The organism is Carboxylicivirga linearis, from assembly GCF_018271995.1.
In the GTDB taxonomy this organism is placed as follows: Bacteria; Bacteroidota; Bacteroidia; order Bacteroidales; family Marinilabiliaceae; genus Carboxylicivirga; species Carboxylicivirga linearis.
Genome location: NZ_JAGUCO010000013.1, coordinates 62,643 through 80,372, shown reverse-complemented (window position 1 = coordinate 80,372; position 17,730 = coordinate 62,643). Strand labels below are relative to the sequence as shown.

The following is a 17,730-nucleotide window of genomic DNA, read 5'->3' as shown; positions in this document are numbered from 1 at the left end:
TAGATTGTACTACCAACCAGGATTCTGATTAAATTCAGGATAAAGTGAGACATCAGAAACTTTTAGAGGTAGCCAATAATGCTTCTTACTAAAATTGCGTGTTAAAATAACTTCCTCTCTAAAATTAGCAACTCTGGCATCCTTACAATCATTTTCTTTAAACCAATCCAAAGATTCAATCCGATCAAATTCATTAGAAGTTTTTACATTATATGGATACTCTGTTAACAATAACCATCTTTGTAAATCATTAAACCTAAATCCTTCGAAAGCCAATTCTACGGCTCTTTCTCTTCTAATTTCGTCAATGAACTTATTATTATCTGCAACGTAACTTGCATCTACAAAACCAGCTCCTACTCTTTCTCGGATTGTATTAATGGCTTCCTCTGCTGTTTTTGGATAGGTAGCTGATGTAGTTTGAGCCCCTCCAATCGCTGCGCAAGCTTCGGCATACATTAAGTAAACATCACTTAGCCTCATATAAGGCTGGTATGTCTGAATTCCATCCCCCCAATCATAGGCCTTATCATACTTATTACATTCATGAGGAGCAAATTTTTGCGTAAAATAACCCGTACGGCTTCCATTCTGAGGATCTCTCATCGTTCCACCTGTATGTAAACCAGTATACCTTAAATGTTCATCCTCCTCAAGCATCGCTGAGTTTACATATTTAAATCCATCAACTATAATGTCATGATAGAAACGTGGATCTCTATCCTTAAATGGATACTCTGGATCAAATCCAGAATTAGGATCATCTAACGGTAAACCATTCGCCATTCCATAATACCTAACATAGTTAGCCGTTGGATGATGTATAACATTATCATGATCCACCAACCCATTAACTTTTGGCCCCCACGTTTTCAGAAAGTTCCATGCCGAACCATTTGAGTCATATGTTCTGCCCCTAAAGATTACTTCATCGGCCCCAGGTTGTAAGAAGCTTTGGCCTCTGGTATAAAATATTTCAGTATATGATTTCTCGGTACCCGATTTAACGTGATTGTATATATCGTCATATTCGAAACTTGCTAGTTTAAACTGAGTTTCACCACCTTCTATCAATTTTAATAATTCACCAAATGCGTCTGCTGCTTGTTGACAGTAGGCTTGATCATAATCATAAGTTTTAGATCCACCAACTTGAGCTCCATTTTTCATTAAAGGGCTACCTGCCCATAAATAATTTTTACCGAGATATCCTAAAGCCGCTATTTTATTAATCCGCAATTGGTTCTTTCCACTGGTATTATTGCCTGTTGATGTATTATCCCAGTTAATTGGTAACAAATCTGCCGCTTTCCTAAAATCGGCTCCTGCCTTATCAGCACATTCCTGATAACTTAAACGAGGTAAATCAAATGCTTCTGTTGGGGATAACACTCTATCAATGTATTGCAATCCACCGAACCATTGCATCAACTCAAAGTGCCACCATCCACGGAAGAAATACAATTGCCCTTCTATAAGTCTTTTTTCTTCAGCTGTTGCCGACACCATTCTATCCAGGTTTTCCAACCCCATATTGGCCTTGCGAATACAATACCAGGCATGAGACCATAATCTATGATTAAACTTATCTCCCGAGGTCGGATCAGCTCTTCCAGCATCTAACCAGCTTTGATCGTTATTTTGCCATGCCCAGAAATTACCAATGTCCATTTGATGTCCCATCACAAAGTTAGCTGGAACGTTGAATATTTCGTCATCACCCCAATTATAAGATGTTACCCAATAGTACTTTTGTTTATCAGGTATACAATTATAAATCTCATCAATAAAACCTTGAAAATTAATGTAATTCTTAAAGGCTATTTCTTCTGAAACTATTGATTCGGGATCCCTATCTAAATAATCTTCACAGCTCCCTAATCCGATCGAAAAAATAACCAGGCTGTATAGAAGTATTTTATATATATTTTTCATAGTTCAAAATGTTAAAGTGTAAATCTAACGCCTAAAACATAACGCTTCATTGTTGGGTATGCACCTGATCCTCCAGAACCTGCAAAATTAGATTCCCTATCGTCAGGCATTTTGGATTTTACCCAAAGGTTATTACCGTTAATATAAATTTTCATACTAGACAGACCTATACGGTCTAAGCTCATAGCTCTTAACGTATAAGCCAACTCAACATTTTTAAGTCGTATGTATGAACCATCATATAAAAACTGAGTCCCTTGATTATACGCTGAGTTTGGAGTAGATAAGTAACGGGGTACACTAATATCTGCATTTTGATTCTCTTTTGACCACCATGTTCCAGATTCATATACAGTATTTAAGGTTGAAGGAAAGCTATTCAGTGGGACTGAACGTGATACATTATTTACTCCATACAATTGTGCAAAAGCACTAAATCCTTTCCATTCAAAACCAAATGTAGCGTTATACGTATTCTGTGGCACATTTGAATAACCATAAGGTATTTGATCCTTAGCATCTATTATACCATCTCCATTAAAATCCAAGATGTAATAATCACCAGGAAGCCTTTCACTATTGGTAGCATCATAATTCGGACTACCGTATAGTTGATCGTAGCTATTAAGGAAACCTGCATCTACATACGTCCTAGACTGACCAATACTATAACCTTGTTGTTTGCGATAATCTTCAAACATTGCTGGATCATCTCTTTTAATAACTTCGTTCTCAGCATGAGTCATATTTAAATCAGCCCATAAACGCAATCCATTACTTAAGACCTTATTTAATCTTAATTCAAGTTCATAACCTTTGGTATGAACTTCTCCCAAGTTTGCTGTTGGAGCCTTACCCCCAAAATACTGAGGCATAGCTCTATCCGAACCTTTAATAAGGATATCTACCCTTTTATCCTGGAAATATTCAAAATTACCAGCAACCAGCCCTTCAAAAAATGCGAAATCAACACCGGCATTTAATTTCTTAACGGTTTCCCACCTTACATCTGGGTTTCCTATGGTAGCCTCACGATACCATGTATAAGGACTATCGCTTCGATCTAAACCAATTGGAGTGCTCCCCCCATAAGCCCATTGGGTCATAAACAAGAAACGATCACCATAATCATCACCAATCTCACCGTAGGATACTCTTAATTTAAGCATATCCAAAAAGGATAATCCTTTCATAAATGATTCTTCTGAAATCATCCAACCTGCTGCACCTGAATTAAAGAAACCAAATCGATATTCTTTGCTAAACTTTTCAGAACCATTATAAGCTCCATTGTATTCGAGAAAATATTTTGAAGCCAAATTATATGTTGATCTAAAAGCCCAATCTTCACGATAAATTGGGATCACACTTCCAATAGCTCGCTCTTTACGGCTAAATAGTCCCATTGCAGTAATATTATGCTTCCCAAAGGTTCTATTCCAGTCTATTTGTAATTGATAATCAAGGTTTCTTAATGTTTGATCGTTACGCACCTCTCCGCCTTCTGTCTTCCACATCACAGATTGAGCAAAATCAAATCCATTATTAGCATTGAAAGCCTCTTCGTAAGTCACGGCACCAGTTACCGGATTAATGTATTTCTGCTGTGGTGAATTATATAAATCTTCAATCCCTCGTCTATATTCAACGAAGTTGTTATCCCATGAAACAGTTCCTCTGAATCCAAGTCCTTTAGTGATAAAGTCCAATTTTTGTTCAAGTACAAAATCAGTATTAATTCTGGTGGTAGTTGTTAACATTGCTCCGGATATCCCTATTATCATCGCTGAGTTACTAACATTCGATATATCAGGATACATACCCCATGAACCATCTTCATACTGAGGTAAGAACACATCAGGTGCTATATTATATACACCTGCCCATTGTTGTTGCACTGCCCAGTCATTAGAAGCCGTTTGATCCCAAGGTGTCTTCTTGTATCCTGTAGAACCAGCTAAATTCATTTTAAAGACAGTCGATTTAGTCAATTGAAAATCTAGATTACTCCTAACATTCAATCTATTAAATCCATATCCTCCTTCATATCCGCGCCCGTTATCATATATCTTAAATAAATCGCCTTCATGGGTAAAATCAGCAGATGCAAAATACTTCACAAACTTGGTACCTCCTGATACATTTAAATTAGCATTATATGCCATAGCATAATCCTTAAAAATAGCATCCTGCCAATCTACATTAGGATATCTTTCCTTTTGCGCTTGTGTTGTCTGATTACGATACATATCAATAAAAGACTGAGGTCTAATATATTTCCAAGAATCAGGACTGATTCCCAGCTCATATTCAACAGCCTCATTTCTTGCCCTTAAGGCATCATACGAATCCATTTTATTTGGTAATTTCGACGGCCTCTTAAGCGTTGAATTAACTGATACATCAATCTTAGCACTTCCTTCTTTACCTCTTTTTGTGGTAATTAAAATAACACCATTTGCACCCTGCACACCGTATACGGCTGTTGCCGATGCATCTTTTAATACAGAAATTGATTCAACCGATGCAACATCAACTGTATTTAAAGGACGCTGTATTCCGTCTACCAAAACTAGTGGCTCACTATTATTCCATGAGCTGGCTGATCGAATAATAATTTGTGGATTTTCCTCGCCTGGCATACCAGAACTAGCCATTGTTGTAACACCAGGTAAATTTCCGGTTAAAGCTGCTCCAACATTTGTAATACCGGCTGCACGTTCTAAAACAGCTCCTGAGGTTTGTGTTATTGCACCAACAACACTTTCTTTCTTTTGTTGACCATAACCAACAACAATCGTTTCACCTAGTGTAGTTGTAGAATTTTCTAAGGTAACACTAATTTGACTTTCATTAGTAACTGTAACTTTTTGAGTTTCCATTCCAATAAAAGAAATAACCAATGTTTGCTCTCCAGTTGGTATATCTAAGAAAAACACTCCATCAACATTGGTAATATTTCCAATGCCACTAGAACCATCTACAATAACTGTTGCACCAATAACAGGCAGTCCATCACTGTCTAAAACTGTTCCACTAATTTGCCTTGTATTCTGGGCAAAGACAGAAGCTGTAAACATGACAAACATCAAAAACACTAAGCATCTTGCTACGCTTATCCTATCAAAACTAAATAGGGATAGTTTTTTGCTTAATAAATAATTTGGATTTCTCATTTTATTCTCAAAATTTAAATAGCATGTGAGTATTCTACTCGATTAGAAATGTAATTCACTGTACCCATTCGAAATACAGAACCGATTATCATAAACTCTTTTGAGAATGTGAAAGAGAAGCTCGCTACTTTGCAGGCTCTCATTCAAAGATCTTTTAATCATAGATTTACATTTTTAGTTAATATTTAACATTTTAGATTTCACAAAGCTTCAGCCAGTTTAAAGGATGAATCTTTTATTTAAGTTCTAATATTCTTTTTGTGATGCATATAAGCCTACTTCAGTACCTGTAAAACCATATGATTGAGCGGTAGATAAATAGTAGGCATTAATATTAGTTGCTAAAGTCGACCAGCTATTATCTGTTGCATAATAGAAGCTTAGTTCTTTACCGGTAGAGTTAATTTTTAAATCAATAGGTCCATTGGTTTTTGCTAACGTTTGTGAAGCAAGTACTTCAGCTCCTTCTTCTTTTACTTTTATTAAATTAATTTCAATAGAATCAGTTGCCAAATGTTTAATCCCCATTAAATATTGATGTGTTTCATCTTTATAAAGAAGCAAACCTGCCATCTCATCTTCCGATTTTGGCTCGAAATACAAACGTGTTTCACACTCGAATTTATGATGTTGTAGTCGACGACAAACATAGGCTAGCTCTTTTACCTCGTTTGAAGCTACATCAGCGCTTTTTAATGATAAATAACCAGGATTTGTCTGCAGTGAATATAATTCAGAGGCATCACCACGAAGTGTTAACCAATCCATCCCCAGCTTAAGTGAATCAAATTCGTCCGTTTTCTCAAAATTACCGAATGGGAAAGCTGATTCATCACGTTTGACACCTTTCATTTGTACAATTCGTGGTATCAACTCATCTCCTTTTGTTATGTATGGAAAACCGCTATCGCTCCAGCCAACAGGCATTAAAAAGGTTTCGCGCCCAAGATTTTCAAAATTATTTTCAATAGGACGACAAGCCAAGAATACCGACCACCATTTTCCATCTTTATCCTGAATTAAATCAGCATGTCCGGCACAAGTAACAGGTAACTCTCTGTTGCGTGGTAAATGACGTTGTGTTAAAATAGGATTAACATCAGCAGGTATAAATGGGCCCATAGGTGACTTTCCTCTAAAAATAACTTCTCGATGATCCACCGAAGTTCCTCCTTCGGCACACATCAGATAATAGTCACCTTTTATATTATATAGATGCGGTCCTTCAATCCAAATTGGTTTCTCATCTAAATTGACGCCACCATTCACTAACATTGTACTTGGACCAACAGTCTTATCTTTTTCAACATCAAACTCGACAATACGTATAGCTCTATGTCCTTCATAAGTAGATCCTCCATCAGGCTCATCGTTGTTAACAATGTAAGCTTTTCCATCTTCATCAAACAAAAAAGAAGGATCGATACCGTGAACATCGGGTAACCAAATAGGATCGGACCATGAACTAAACGGATCTTGTGTTTTTACAAAAAAGTTACCGCCCTGCATATTGGTTGTAATCATGTACCATGTTTTATTATGCGGGTTATAACTAATTGCGGGAGCAAATATACCCCTACTGGTACGCTGACCTTCTAAAGGTAATTGCTCGGGTCGATCAAGAACATGCCCAATCTGTTTCCAATTCATTAAGTCAGTACTATGAAAAATGGGAACTCCCGGAAAGAATGAGAACGTTGAAGTTACCATAAAATAATTCTCACCATCAGTACAAATACTTGGATCGGAATACCACCCTGGAAGAATAGGATTATAATAGTAATTATCTCCTGGTAAGAGATTGTTTTTATAGAAATCATCATCACCCTTATACCTGAAGTAATCGAAATGCGCTGTTAAACTATCTGAATCTAAATTAACACTTCGTGAATTGAAAGGTGGTGTACATGAAGTATTTGTTAATGACAAAATAATAGCAACTATAAAAAAGGCTACTAAATATATGTTTAGATTTTTTTTCATCACTCTTAAAATGGATTTGTTAGTTTTTGATTTTGAATTGTACCCACTTCCAATATTGAATTTAAAAATGACTACAACCACAAATCAAAAATAGACTATCCATTATCTGAGCTGTTTTAATATTAGATATTTGATTTTCGAATATAGACAACGATCATATCACACTCATTATCTTTAAATTAAACACCTATCACAACTTAATATTCATAGTACTTTCATAACATAAATGTTGAATATTATTTATTTTTCACAACACATGTAACCAATAGAACACATTTTTTAACATACAAAAAAGTCGACCCAAATACCTTTTGATCGACTTTTAAATATATTATTCTATTATCTATTTCAATTTACCTGTGTTGGAGATTTTCCATAGTGTTTTCTGAAGACCGTACTAAAATAACCAACACTAGCAAAGCCGCACATTTCACTAACTTCTGTTATTGTGTATTTTCTTGATTGAATTAATTCGAGAGCATACTCCAACCGAATTACCTTAATAAAATCCGTAGGTGACTGATTGGTAAGAGATTTCACCTTCTTATATAAGAGAGAAGAACTGACATTCATTGCCGAGGCAAAATCATCCTTCGAAAATGTGGAATTACTAATATTATCGCGAGCTATTTTAACCATTTTCTTTAAAAACTTATCATTAAGCTCATTACGCAAGAGAGTTTCGTCTACATCTGAATGCTTAATTATTTTTAGGGCTCTATCTTTTATTAATTCACGATTCTGAATAATAGTATTTATCCTCTGTCTTAATATATTAACATCAAAAGGTTTTATAAGATAATCATCAGCGCCTAACCCCAAGCCTTGAAGTTGTTGTTCTTTGCCTCCTAAAGCAGTTAATAATATAACCGGTATGTGCGATGTTTCGTAGGTAGATTTTATTTTTTTACACAAATCATAGCCATCCATGCCTGGCATCATAATATCTGATACCACCATATCAGGAGAATGTTTGTTGATCACACTCCACCCTTCATTGCCATCTTCAGCTAAAAACACCTGATATGTATCCATTAATGCAGAAGCCAGAAACTCTCTCAAATAATCATTATCCTCTACAACAACTACCTTCATACCCGAACTATTTACATCCAACACCTTTTCTATATGAATGTCGGTATCTTCGCTATTTATTTTATACTGTGAATCATTAGAGCTAGAGATATAATTCTGAGTTTGTGTTTCTGCCCCTTTTAGAATTGGAATATTTATCGAAAAGGTTGTACCTTGTTCTGGATAACTCTCACAAGTAATTTTACCGCCATGTAAGAGTACGTAATTCTTCACTAAAAGCAAGCCAATTCCTGATCCAACAATTTTTGAGTTAATTGCATTATCGCCTCTGTAATATTCTTTAAATAATTGCTTTTGAGCTTTCTTTTCTATACCAATACCTTTATCTGTTACCTCAAATTTCCATTTACTATTGCCAAATAACAAACGCACCTTTATTATATTTTCATCATATGAGTATTTTATGGCATTTGACAATAAATTATCAATAATTTTTTCAATAATAATTTCATCAATTAATGTATCAAACTCTTTTAATTCTGATTCAAAAACAATTTCCAAATTTCTACGCTTGGCCGATGCTGCAAACATCATTATTCGTGATTCCACAAATTTCACTATATCCACATTGGATAAATTCAAACTTTCTTTGCCTATATCCACCTTTTGAAAATCCATTAATCGTGTAACCACATTGGTCAACCTCTTAGCTTGTACAGACGCCATATTTAAATAGTTCTTTCCTTTAGCACTAAGCGACTCATCGTTTCTTAGTTCTTCAATAGGCGCACTAATGAGGGTTAAAGATGTACGCATATCATGTGCAGTATTTGTGAAAAAACGTATTTTTTCTTCTGAATGTTTTTTGCGTAGGCGACTTATGTAATAGAATACAAAAATGGTGATTAAAAGACTTACAAAAGAAATAACAGAAAGCTTAAACCACCAAGTTTCCCAATAAGGTGGAGTAATATTGAGTAGCAATTCTCTCTCATTAACAATATATGTTAAAGACCTATCATACATTCTAATCTTCAAACGATAAGACCCGCTTGGAATATTTGAATATGAAAATACATTATTATTGCCAGGCTTACTCCAATCATTATCTAATCCTTCAAGTATCCATGAATATTTTACACCAGATGATGATCCTCCCACAGGTAAAAGTTCTATACCAATAGTGTTATTAACATATGGTAAACGAAGATATTCCAAACTATCTAAAGGGATATTGGGTCTTAATTTCTCAATTTCTCGGATTGATCTACCAGAAACAGCAATTTCCTGAATATATAAGCGCCCATTTTGATCTATAGGTTCTATTTGTTTCGGATTGAATAATATAACGCCTTTATTGGTACCATACATCAAATTGCCATTTTTCATTTGATAATTAGCATTTCTATTAAATGATACATTATTTAAATTTGAGTTGAATGTTTGTACTTGTATATCTTCTTCATTAATTCTGCATAGTCCTTGTTCTGTGCCAGCCCAATAATATCCATTCACATACGAAATACTATTAACGAAATTTGAAGGTAGTCCTTTCTCTGTATTAATAAGTTTAGTGTCATTCGTATTTAGATTATAAGTAACAATACCATCACCACTGGTAGCTAACCAAACATTATCATTGTTTACATTAATATCATAAACAATATATCCATCAACCAAAACATCAGATTCTCCTGATATTTTGTCAAACATAATTAACCCATAAGTTGTCCCTATTAAAAGCTTTGATTCAGAATACTCATATAGAACATTAACAGTAACATCTTTAAAGGAACTAAATTTATTTTCCGACTGGTCATAACGAATTAAATCACCTCGTACACCTCCAATCCAAATGTCACCATTTAAATCTTTAATAATATCAAAAACAAAATCGGACGCAAACGAACCACCATCTATCTGCCTACAATAATGGTTTTCCTCTTTACCAGTTGAGGCTTTAATCACATATACTCCTGAAGAATATGATCCTGCCCAGATTCTTCCATAATCATCTTCACATATTGACAAAAACACTTGTCCTTCTTCCTCATTATCATGATAAAATGATTGCCACTTATTTTTTTTCGGACTATACTTGCTTATGCCATTGTTTGTTGCAAACCATAAGTTTCCTCGTGAATCTTCTATTAATGAATTGACATCGTTATTAACTAATGAATTCTCTTCATTGATAATGTGTGCTATTTTATTTATATCTGGCTTTTCAATACTAAAATATGATGCACCTCCACTATATGTGCAAACCCATACATTATTATTTGGAGCTACTTGAATGTCATAAACACCATTGCCTTTTAATGAATTGGGATTATCCAAATCTTCTTTGAATATCTCGATAACCGATTCATCACTTTTATCCAAACTCCAAACCCCCTTTCCATCAAAACCCACCATCACAATTGAGTCAGAAATTATTTCAATTGCGAGGATTGGCTGATCTGGAATTGAAGAAATACTTTTCAGAACATTTAAAGAGTCTTTCTTATTTAAACGAAATAGTCCATTACCTAATGTCCCGATCCAAAAATCAGATGATTCTTTGTTATAATAAATACATGATACAAAAGGGTTTATTTCAATTGGAAAATAACAATATTCTTTTTGACTTCTATTATCTAAACTAAATGTATATACCACACCCTTTTGGCAATAAAAAAAATTTGTTTCGTCCTTCCATTCAATATATTCAATAGTCGTGTCTGAAATTATTTTTTTTAACCCGGCAGCTTTCGAATAAGACAATAATCCACTTGAACTGGCCACCCATAATGTTTGTTCTTGATCAATCAACATCTTATACACAATAAGATATGGATTATTTAGCATTTGAGAGATATTAACAACTACCTCAAATTTATCCAATATAGAATTGTACTTGAAAATTTGACCATTGTTACTATAGGCATATAACTGCCCCATTTTGTAACTTAAGTATACAGTTATAACATCGCCAGTTTCATAGGGTAGAGAATATATCCTAATATCATCTTGAGAATATCTTAAAATTCCCGTTTTTGAAGAAATCCAAATAAAACCATTGTCATCAGAGCATACCTGGTAGGTTTCCCTAATAGAAATATTATACTCCTTATTTAAGTTAACAAACTCAATATTTGATAAAATATTGGCAAAAGAAGCATAACCCAAAAGAAGGAAAACTATTGAAATAAGTCCTTTCCTATTTAAAATTACGTCAATAATAGACAGGTGTATCATTTAATTTGAATTAATTCAATTGTCATTTATTAAGTAATAAATATCAACTTTAATTTATTAAAAGAAAATAAAAATTTGTATCACTTTAGAATAACTTTCTGCCATCAACAGGCAATTCATACCTTTAACTACTAATGATCAAAAACAATATCAATAATTTATTATTATCAATATGAATTTAGTTTTATTCTCAAATAACAATTCTTGAAACAGATTTAAATATTTTCTTGATTTATTTATTTTAGAATGTTACGTTTAGTTATGTCCACTAACAGTTCTATCAATCCTTTTAATAACAGCTACACTTCATAATCTTTTCACCTCCAACAATATAAACCCCCAAAGGCAAACCAATAATTGCATCTCTTCTACGGATTGATTTACGCAATAATACTCCTGTAATCGAGTATACATCTACGATCTCATTCTCGTCATATTGCAACAAAACATTTTCTTCAATCCCCGTTTCTACATAATCATCAGAATTGGTTACATATACCTTTTCAATTTCGATGGAACAACTGCCATACGACCAAAAACCAATAATATAAAGGTGAGAAGGATCAACCTTAACGCCATCAGAATTACTCATATTAGCAAGATCTACAACTTGCATTGTACTGCCTGCTAATTCGTAAGTAGCTGGGGAACTCCAATAGTTATTTGTATCAAACAATCGGAAAGAAGCACCACAAGCCCCGGAACTCGCCAGTTTAACCACCAGATATTTATAATCCGAAAGGTCAACACCGGCACTGTATTCCCAACCACCAAAACCATATTGACCGGTAATTAACGTTTGTGTTATTTCATTAAAAGTACCCGTCTCCCATATCGAAGGATTAAATAAACTATCCGTTAAAGGAAAAGTACTTGAGCTAACAGTGAACTGGGTTGACAATCTATCTCCCAATTCTCCTTCGTAGCTTACTGTGATAACCGCTTCTCCATTAGCATAAGCGATTATTTTTCCATTAACAATTTCTACAGCATTGGGATTGGAGTTTTCATAAATAGCTGACAATGTAACGTCTTCTGTTCGACCACTCTGATATAAGGCTGTTACCGAAAATGATGAAATAGCTCCGGTTAGCAGATCAATATCGCCATTATCAACGAGTAGGTCCGACAGGGTTAACTCATCTTCTGAATAACCTACAAAAGAATCATCAAAAAAGGCATCTTCGGTAAACAATTCTTCGGTTGTAAACCAATCAATATCCACATATCCGCCGATAGCTTCTGTTGCATAATTGAACAAACAAAATTTATTACCTGTGAAAATTGACATATTGTATTGCATATCCAAATCACTACCAAACTGAGTATAGGTTTCGTTATCAGTGCTATAATAGAAACTTGCTTTACTTGTTGAATAGTTGGCAATTGCTCTTAAATAAATATCACTTACATTTACGGCATCTCCGATGGTTTCTGTCCCATTATTAAATTGCACCAATACTTTTTGACCGTTGTCAACTTTGACTCCGATATAAGCATATGGATCCTGAAAAATAGCTAAACCGGCCACATCACCTTCCTGCATATTATCAATATTCACTTTAATGGTTCCATACGATGGAATTGGAGCGTGATGATAACCAAAAATACGTTGTGTAAGAGAATTTTTGGCGGAAGTCAAATCATCCACCACACTAACGGTTTTCAATCGTAAATAATCAGGATTTTCAGTTAAAGACCATTTTGAGTCATCAGGGTTATGATTCCATCCCCATTGCATTCCTAATTTATAATTTCTAAAATTATCATTGGTAGGTAAAATGGTCTCAGGATACTCACTCCCCACATTGGGTTTCGTATATGTAGTAACGCCTTTTCCTTCTATACCAATTTCAGGCCAACCATCAACCCAAGTCACAGGTTGAAGGTTAGGCATTCTTCCGAATGCACCCCTGTCATAAAACAAGATTGTCCACCACTCACCCGTTTGTGTTTCAATTAAAGCTCCTTGATGGATATTATTATCATCCAAAAGCAGTTTCTCTTCGTACGGTCCATAAATATCATCTGATCGCAAAGCTACTTGATAAGCCGGCCATCCACCATATGTAGCATAAATATAGTATTTGCCGTTAATTTTGTATAAATGGCTGCCCTCCAGCCCCTCTTTTATCTTATAAGTGAATACTTCTTTAGCAGTCCCAGCAATGGTCTCAAAATTTTCGTCCAGCTCTGCTATATTCAGCGTATTTATTCCATATACCACATAAACTTTGCCATTTTCATCAAAAAATAGTCCAGGATCATAATAAGATCCTGATAGCTTTCTCTTTGTCCAAGGCCCTTCTGCAGACTCAGCCGTAAGCAGATAACTACCCTCATCCAATGTTGTAAATAGTAAATAAAACTGACCATTATTATATTTTAGACTTGATGCCCACTGACCATGACCATAATTATCGCATCCATCAAGGTTATAGCAATCAGTAGATTCTATTTTATTCAAAGGATTACTGCAATATTCCCAATTTACAAGGTCGTAAGATTTTAATATGGTAGCTCCAGGAAATACATGCATGGTTGTAGATACCATATAATAAACATCATCCACCCGAATTACATCCGGATCGGGAAAGTCAGCAAAAATCAATGGATTGGTATAAGTTCCATCACCGTTATCCGCAGATGATTTATATTCAAAATCTGGCCTTGGATATTCCTTTTCTGCATAATCCTGATACCAATGATAAACTGGCCATGGACAAGCTTCCGGATCATTAAGAAACGTATAATCTTCGCCTTCTGCCGGAGGCACTCCATCAAAATCAGCCAGTAAATTGGCATCTGTAAACAACAGCCAACTAACATTACCAGACTCATCGGTAATCTTTTTAAAATTAGCTCCAAATCCATCACCACCAGCAGTACCCGTATATCCTTTTCCCCAAGATGAATTATACTTTTCATCTGCCCAATCCATTTCTGTAATAACAATTGGTGCAAAATCGGTTACTGGTTTAACGTTCTTATCCCATTCGCTTTGAAACTCTTGGTATCCGTTGGCACTACCAAACCATCCTGGATAAATATGCACAGCATAACCAATATTTTTGCCTTCAATAGGATTAATGGCATAACCCTTATATTGTGCCTGATATGCAGATCCGGGAATCCATAATACATTGTGAAATCCATTCTCTCGAATTTTATTCACAATAGGCTGAAATATTTCTTTAAGTACATCGAAATGAGCCTGTGTGTTATTGCCTATTGATCCGTCCGCCAGTTTTATTTTCACGGGTTCATTTGCCAGCTCAAACATAATTTCATCAAGCTTTTTAATTTTAGGATGACTCGAAACAATATCCCAAACCGTCATTAAATACTCTGCATAATTATAATCATCCTCAATACCAATCACTTCAGGACACACACCCGGAGGTCGCATGATGACATATAATCCTTTGGAAATGGCATATTCAGCCATAGGGATGAAAACTTCGTCGAGATACTTTCTAAAACGAGCTTCATCAAAACAATTTGGAAGCTCATGCCCGTCAGGTGTGCAACCAGATTGATTACTCCAATATGGATCCATATGCAAACGTAAGAAATTAACTTTCCATCCAGCATCCAAAACCCCGTCAATAATTCGTTTATTATATGTAAGACACCCATCTACATCGTAGTTGTTCCAGTATTTACCTCGTTCGTTAAACCATGGGCTATAAGTTTGGGCAAAACCATGTAAATTAACAATATTACCATGAGGATCTTTGAGGTAACGCCCCTCAACATGAAGACGAGGCGTTGGCATTCCATCCCAAGCAAGAATATTTTGATTAATTGTAAAAAATTGTAAGAATACTAAAAGTATAAAAGTAGATTTTTTCATATTATAGATTGTTTTCAATCGAATTTCTAAAGCTTATCAGGATATCGAAAACTTGTTCCTGAAATGATAAAAAATGTGGTTATGCCATTAATCAAAACCAGCGATAACATCGACAATTAAACGCAAGCGACAAGATAAGTTATAAATATTGATTCAAGTTTTTAATAATAGATATTTGACTTCAAAAAATAAATATTTACTAACTAAAAGCAAAAGAAGTAACAAATAGAAAATGAATTGTAACTAAAGTAATATTACTTTTAAGATTCATCATCCTAATCACTCTACCGTGCTAATCTTGTTCAAACTATTCTACCTACTATAAGCAAAAAATGCATATAGTTTTCAACTGTAGTGATGAATATCAAAAGCCAAAATTCTATAGCTTGCTTGTTTTTAGCATTTGATTGAGGCCAATAAAATTCACATTCAGAATTTTCGAGGTGGCTAATAAGACCATCTTCAACAATGAACTTTTCAGCCATTCAAAAATAATCAGCTCTTCCTTTAAATGACACAGCTTTATTCGCTCACTATTAAAATTCCTCCATTGCAAGGAATACTAATACTCACTTGTTTCTTACTATTTAGTTTAAATTCTGTGAAGGTTCCATTCAGGTTCTGATCATCAAAATACATGATGCCTTTTGCATTTTTTTGCAACATCGACAAGTCTAACTTTGTTTTAATCGTTTCAGAATGAGCATTAACGCCAGCAATATACCATTTTGACCCACTCCTACGTGCAATTAAAACGTACTTACCCGGGTATCCATCAATAAAACGTATCTCATCCCATGTTGAGGGCACTTCTTTCATAAAATCAATAGCCCATTGGGGTGCATCATGAAGATTATTAGGTGCCAAAGCAAAATGCTGCACTCCGCTTTGAAACAACACAGCCGTTGCCAATGCAAATACGTCTGAGGTGATTCTCTTTGAACCTTTGTTTGGAGAATTATTCGCATTATAGAACTGATTCAGTGCACTACCGCCAAAATCCATGCTACCAACTGCATTTCGGATAAAAGGATGTAAACAGGCATTAAACGCTTCGGCATCGCAACTTCCTTGCGAAAAATGAAGATTCTCACTAGCTAAAACGGCTTCGCTGGAGGCAAAATTAGGATACATTCTCTCCCATCCTCTTGGGAGGGTGCATCCATGAAAAATAACCTGTAAACCATAATCATTCGCATCAGCCAGAATTTCTTCATACAACTGCATTGTTATCTGCTTATCTCCCCCAAAAAAATCAACCTTTATTCCCTTTATACCAACACCTTGCATCCACTCCATTTCTTTACGCCTGAAGTAAGATAGGTGCATATATCCTCGTGGTCCCTGAGGCGCATCATTCCAATATCCATTAGAATTGTACCAAAGATACAAACCCACATTTTTTGATTTCCCATAGGCAGCCAGTTCTGCTATTTTATCTTTCCCTATCTGTGTGTCCCACAAAGCGTCAACCAGAATAGTTTCATAGCCCATTGCTGCACTAAAATCAATGTATTCTTTCTGAACCTGAAAGGTGGTATGACTATCCATCTTCATGATCCAACTCCACGATCCTTTGGTAAATTTATATTTTCCAGATGCTTCATATTTGGGTTTAACAACGTCAAATGGCACGGTTGTTTCAACAATGGGTTTCAATGACCCACCAACGGTAATCGTTCGCCACGGGGTTTCTCCGGGTAAAGAAACTCCAGGAGAAGCGGTACCGTTTCCATTGTTCTCTTCAGGCTGCGGAAATCCTATCGTGTATAACCCTTCTTTATGTCCAATCAATCGACTGGCACAATACCTGCTATCTACACCTGTTTCGGATATTAAAACCCAACCATCATTCACTTTAAACAAGCATGGGAATGAGTATCCGTTTCCAAAGCCATTTTGCCCCATTGATTCATCTGTATTATAAGATGTTTCGTAGCTGGGTGCAGTTCGGGCATAACCAGTCATTGCCTTACTCTGTGGACATAAAAAGGTAGTGGTTCCTTCCGGTAAAACAAAACCAGTAACTTCATTCTCGACAATGCAACTTAAGTGATCACCTGACGGATACAGTTTATATTTAAATGCAACATCATTATTACTCACTCTAAAAATAACATCATACACCAACTTACCATCACGGGTAAAAGACACAACAGCCTCATTGGCTTTATAATCCACTTTACTGAATTTTATATTAGGCAGCTCATAACTCTCACTAAGCTCGTTGGTAATCACTTCGTCCATCATTACTAATCCGCTTGTGTAATCTCCCCAGGTGGTTTTAAGTCCGAGTGGAGATGCTTTGAGATATACGTTGTGATTATAGCTGACACTATAATAAGGCTGACCTTCTTTCATTTCAACGGAAACAATCAGTTTACCATCAGGTCCTTTAACAATTTGTTCTTTTGCAGAAAGGTTTACTATTGAAAAAAACACCCAACATAGTACCAAAATATTCTTCATCATTTATTAGTATTTACTATCTAAACAGAAATTCAT

The 17,730-nt window shown here is 35.2% G+C and carries 6 protein-coding genes; all 6 read right to left on the bottom strand.

Going from position 1 to position 17,730, the window contains the following annotated elements:
• Window positions 1-9: 9 nt before the first annotated feature.
• Window positions 10-1,935, bottom strand: a complete 1,926-nt coding sequence (locus KEM10_RS15285) for a RagB/SusD family nutrient uptake outer membrane protein (RefSeq protein ID WP_212216900.1) — start codon at window positions 1,933-1,935, stop codon at window positions 10-12.
• An 11-nt stretch (window positions 1,936-1,946) separates the two neighbouring features.
• Window positions 1,947-5,015, bottom strand: coding sequence for a SusC/RagA family TonB-linked outer membrane protein (locus KEM10_RS15280; RefSeq protein ID WP_244825913.1), 3,069 nt, complete (start codon window positions 5,013-5,015; stop codon window positions 1,947-1,949).
• Window positions 5,016-5,357: 342 nt separating this feature from the next.
• Entirely contained in the window at window positions 5,358-7,094 is a 1,737-nt protein-coding gene (locus KEM10_RS15275; protein ID WP_212216898.1) for a glycoside hydrolase family 43 protein, read from the bottom strand.
• A 348-nt stretch (window positions 7,095-7,442) separates the two neighbouring features.
• Window positions 7,443-11,369, bottom strand: a complete 3,927-nt coding sequence (locus tag KEM10_RS15270) for a hybrid sensor histidine kinase/response regulator transcription factor (protein WP_212216897.1) — start codon at window positions 11,367-11,369, stop codon at window positions 7,443-7,445.
• A gap of 289 nt (window positions 11,370-11,658) precedes the next feature.
• On the bottom strand, window positions 11,659-15,225 hold the full coding sequence (locus tag KEM10_RS15265) for a family 43 glycosylhydrolase (RefSeq protein ID WP_212216896.1): 3,567 nt from the start codon (window positions 15,223-15,225) through the stop codon (window positions 11,659-11,661).
• A gap of 522 nt (window positions 15,226-15,747) precedes the next feature.
• Window positions 15,748-17,697, bottom strand: coding sequence for a glycoside hydrolase family 97 protein (locus tag KEM10_RS15260; RefSeq protein WP_212216895.1), 1,950 nt, complete (start codon window positions 17,695-17,697; stop codon window positions 15,748-15,750).
• Window positions 17,698-17,730: the final 33 nt, after the last annotated feature.

Bases quoted from the DNA above. Each gene is read 5' to 3' on its own strand.
- KEM10_RS15285 (WP_212216900.1), bottom strand. From the start codon at position 1,935: ATGAAAAATATATATAAAATACTTCTATACAGCCTGGTTATTTTTTCG.
- KEM10_RS15280 (WP_244825913.1), bottom strand. From the start codon at position 5,015: ATGTTTACAGCTTCTGTCTTTGCCCAGAATACAAGGCAAATTAGTGGA.
- KEM10_RS15275 (WP_212216898.1), bottom strand. From the start codon at position 7,094: ATGAAAAAAAATCTAAACATATATTTAGTAGCCTTTTTTATAGTTGCT.
- KEM10_RS15270 (WP_212216897.1), bottom strand. From the start codon at position 11,369: ATGATACACCTGTCTATTATTGACGTAATTTTAAATAGGAAAGGACTT.
- KEM10_RS15265 (WP_212216896.1), bottom strand. From the start codon at position 15,225: ATGAAAAAATCTACTTTTATACTTTTAGTATTCTTACAATTTTTTACA.
- KEM10_RS15260 (WP_212216895.1), bottom strand. From the start codon at position 17,697: ATGATGAAGAATATTTTGGTACTATGTTGGGTGTTTTTTTCAATAGTA.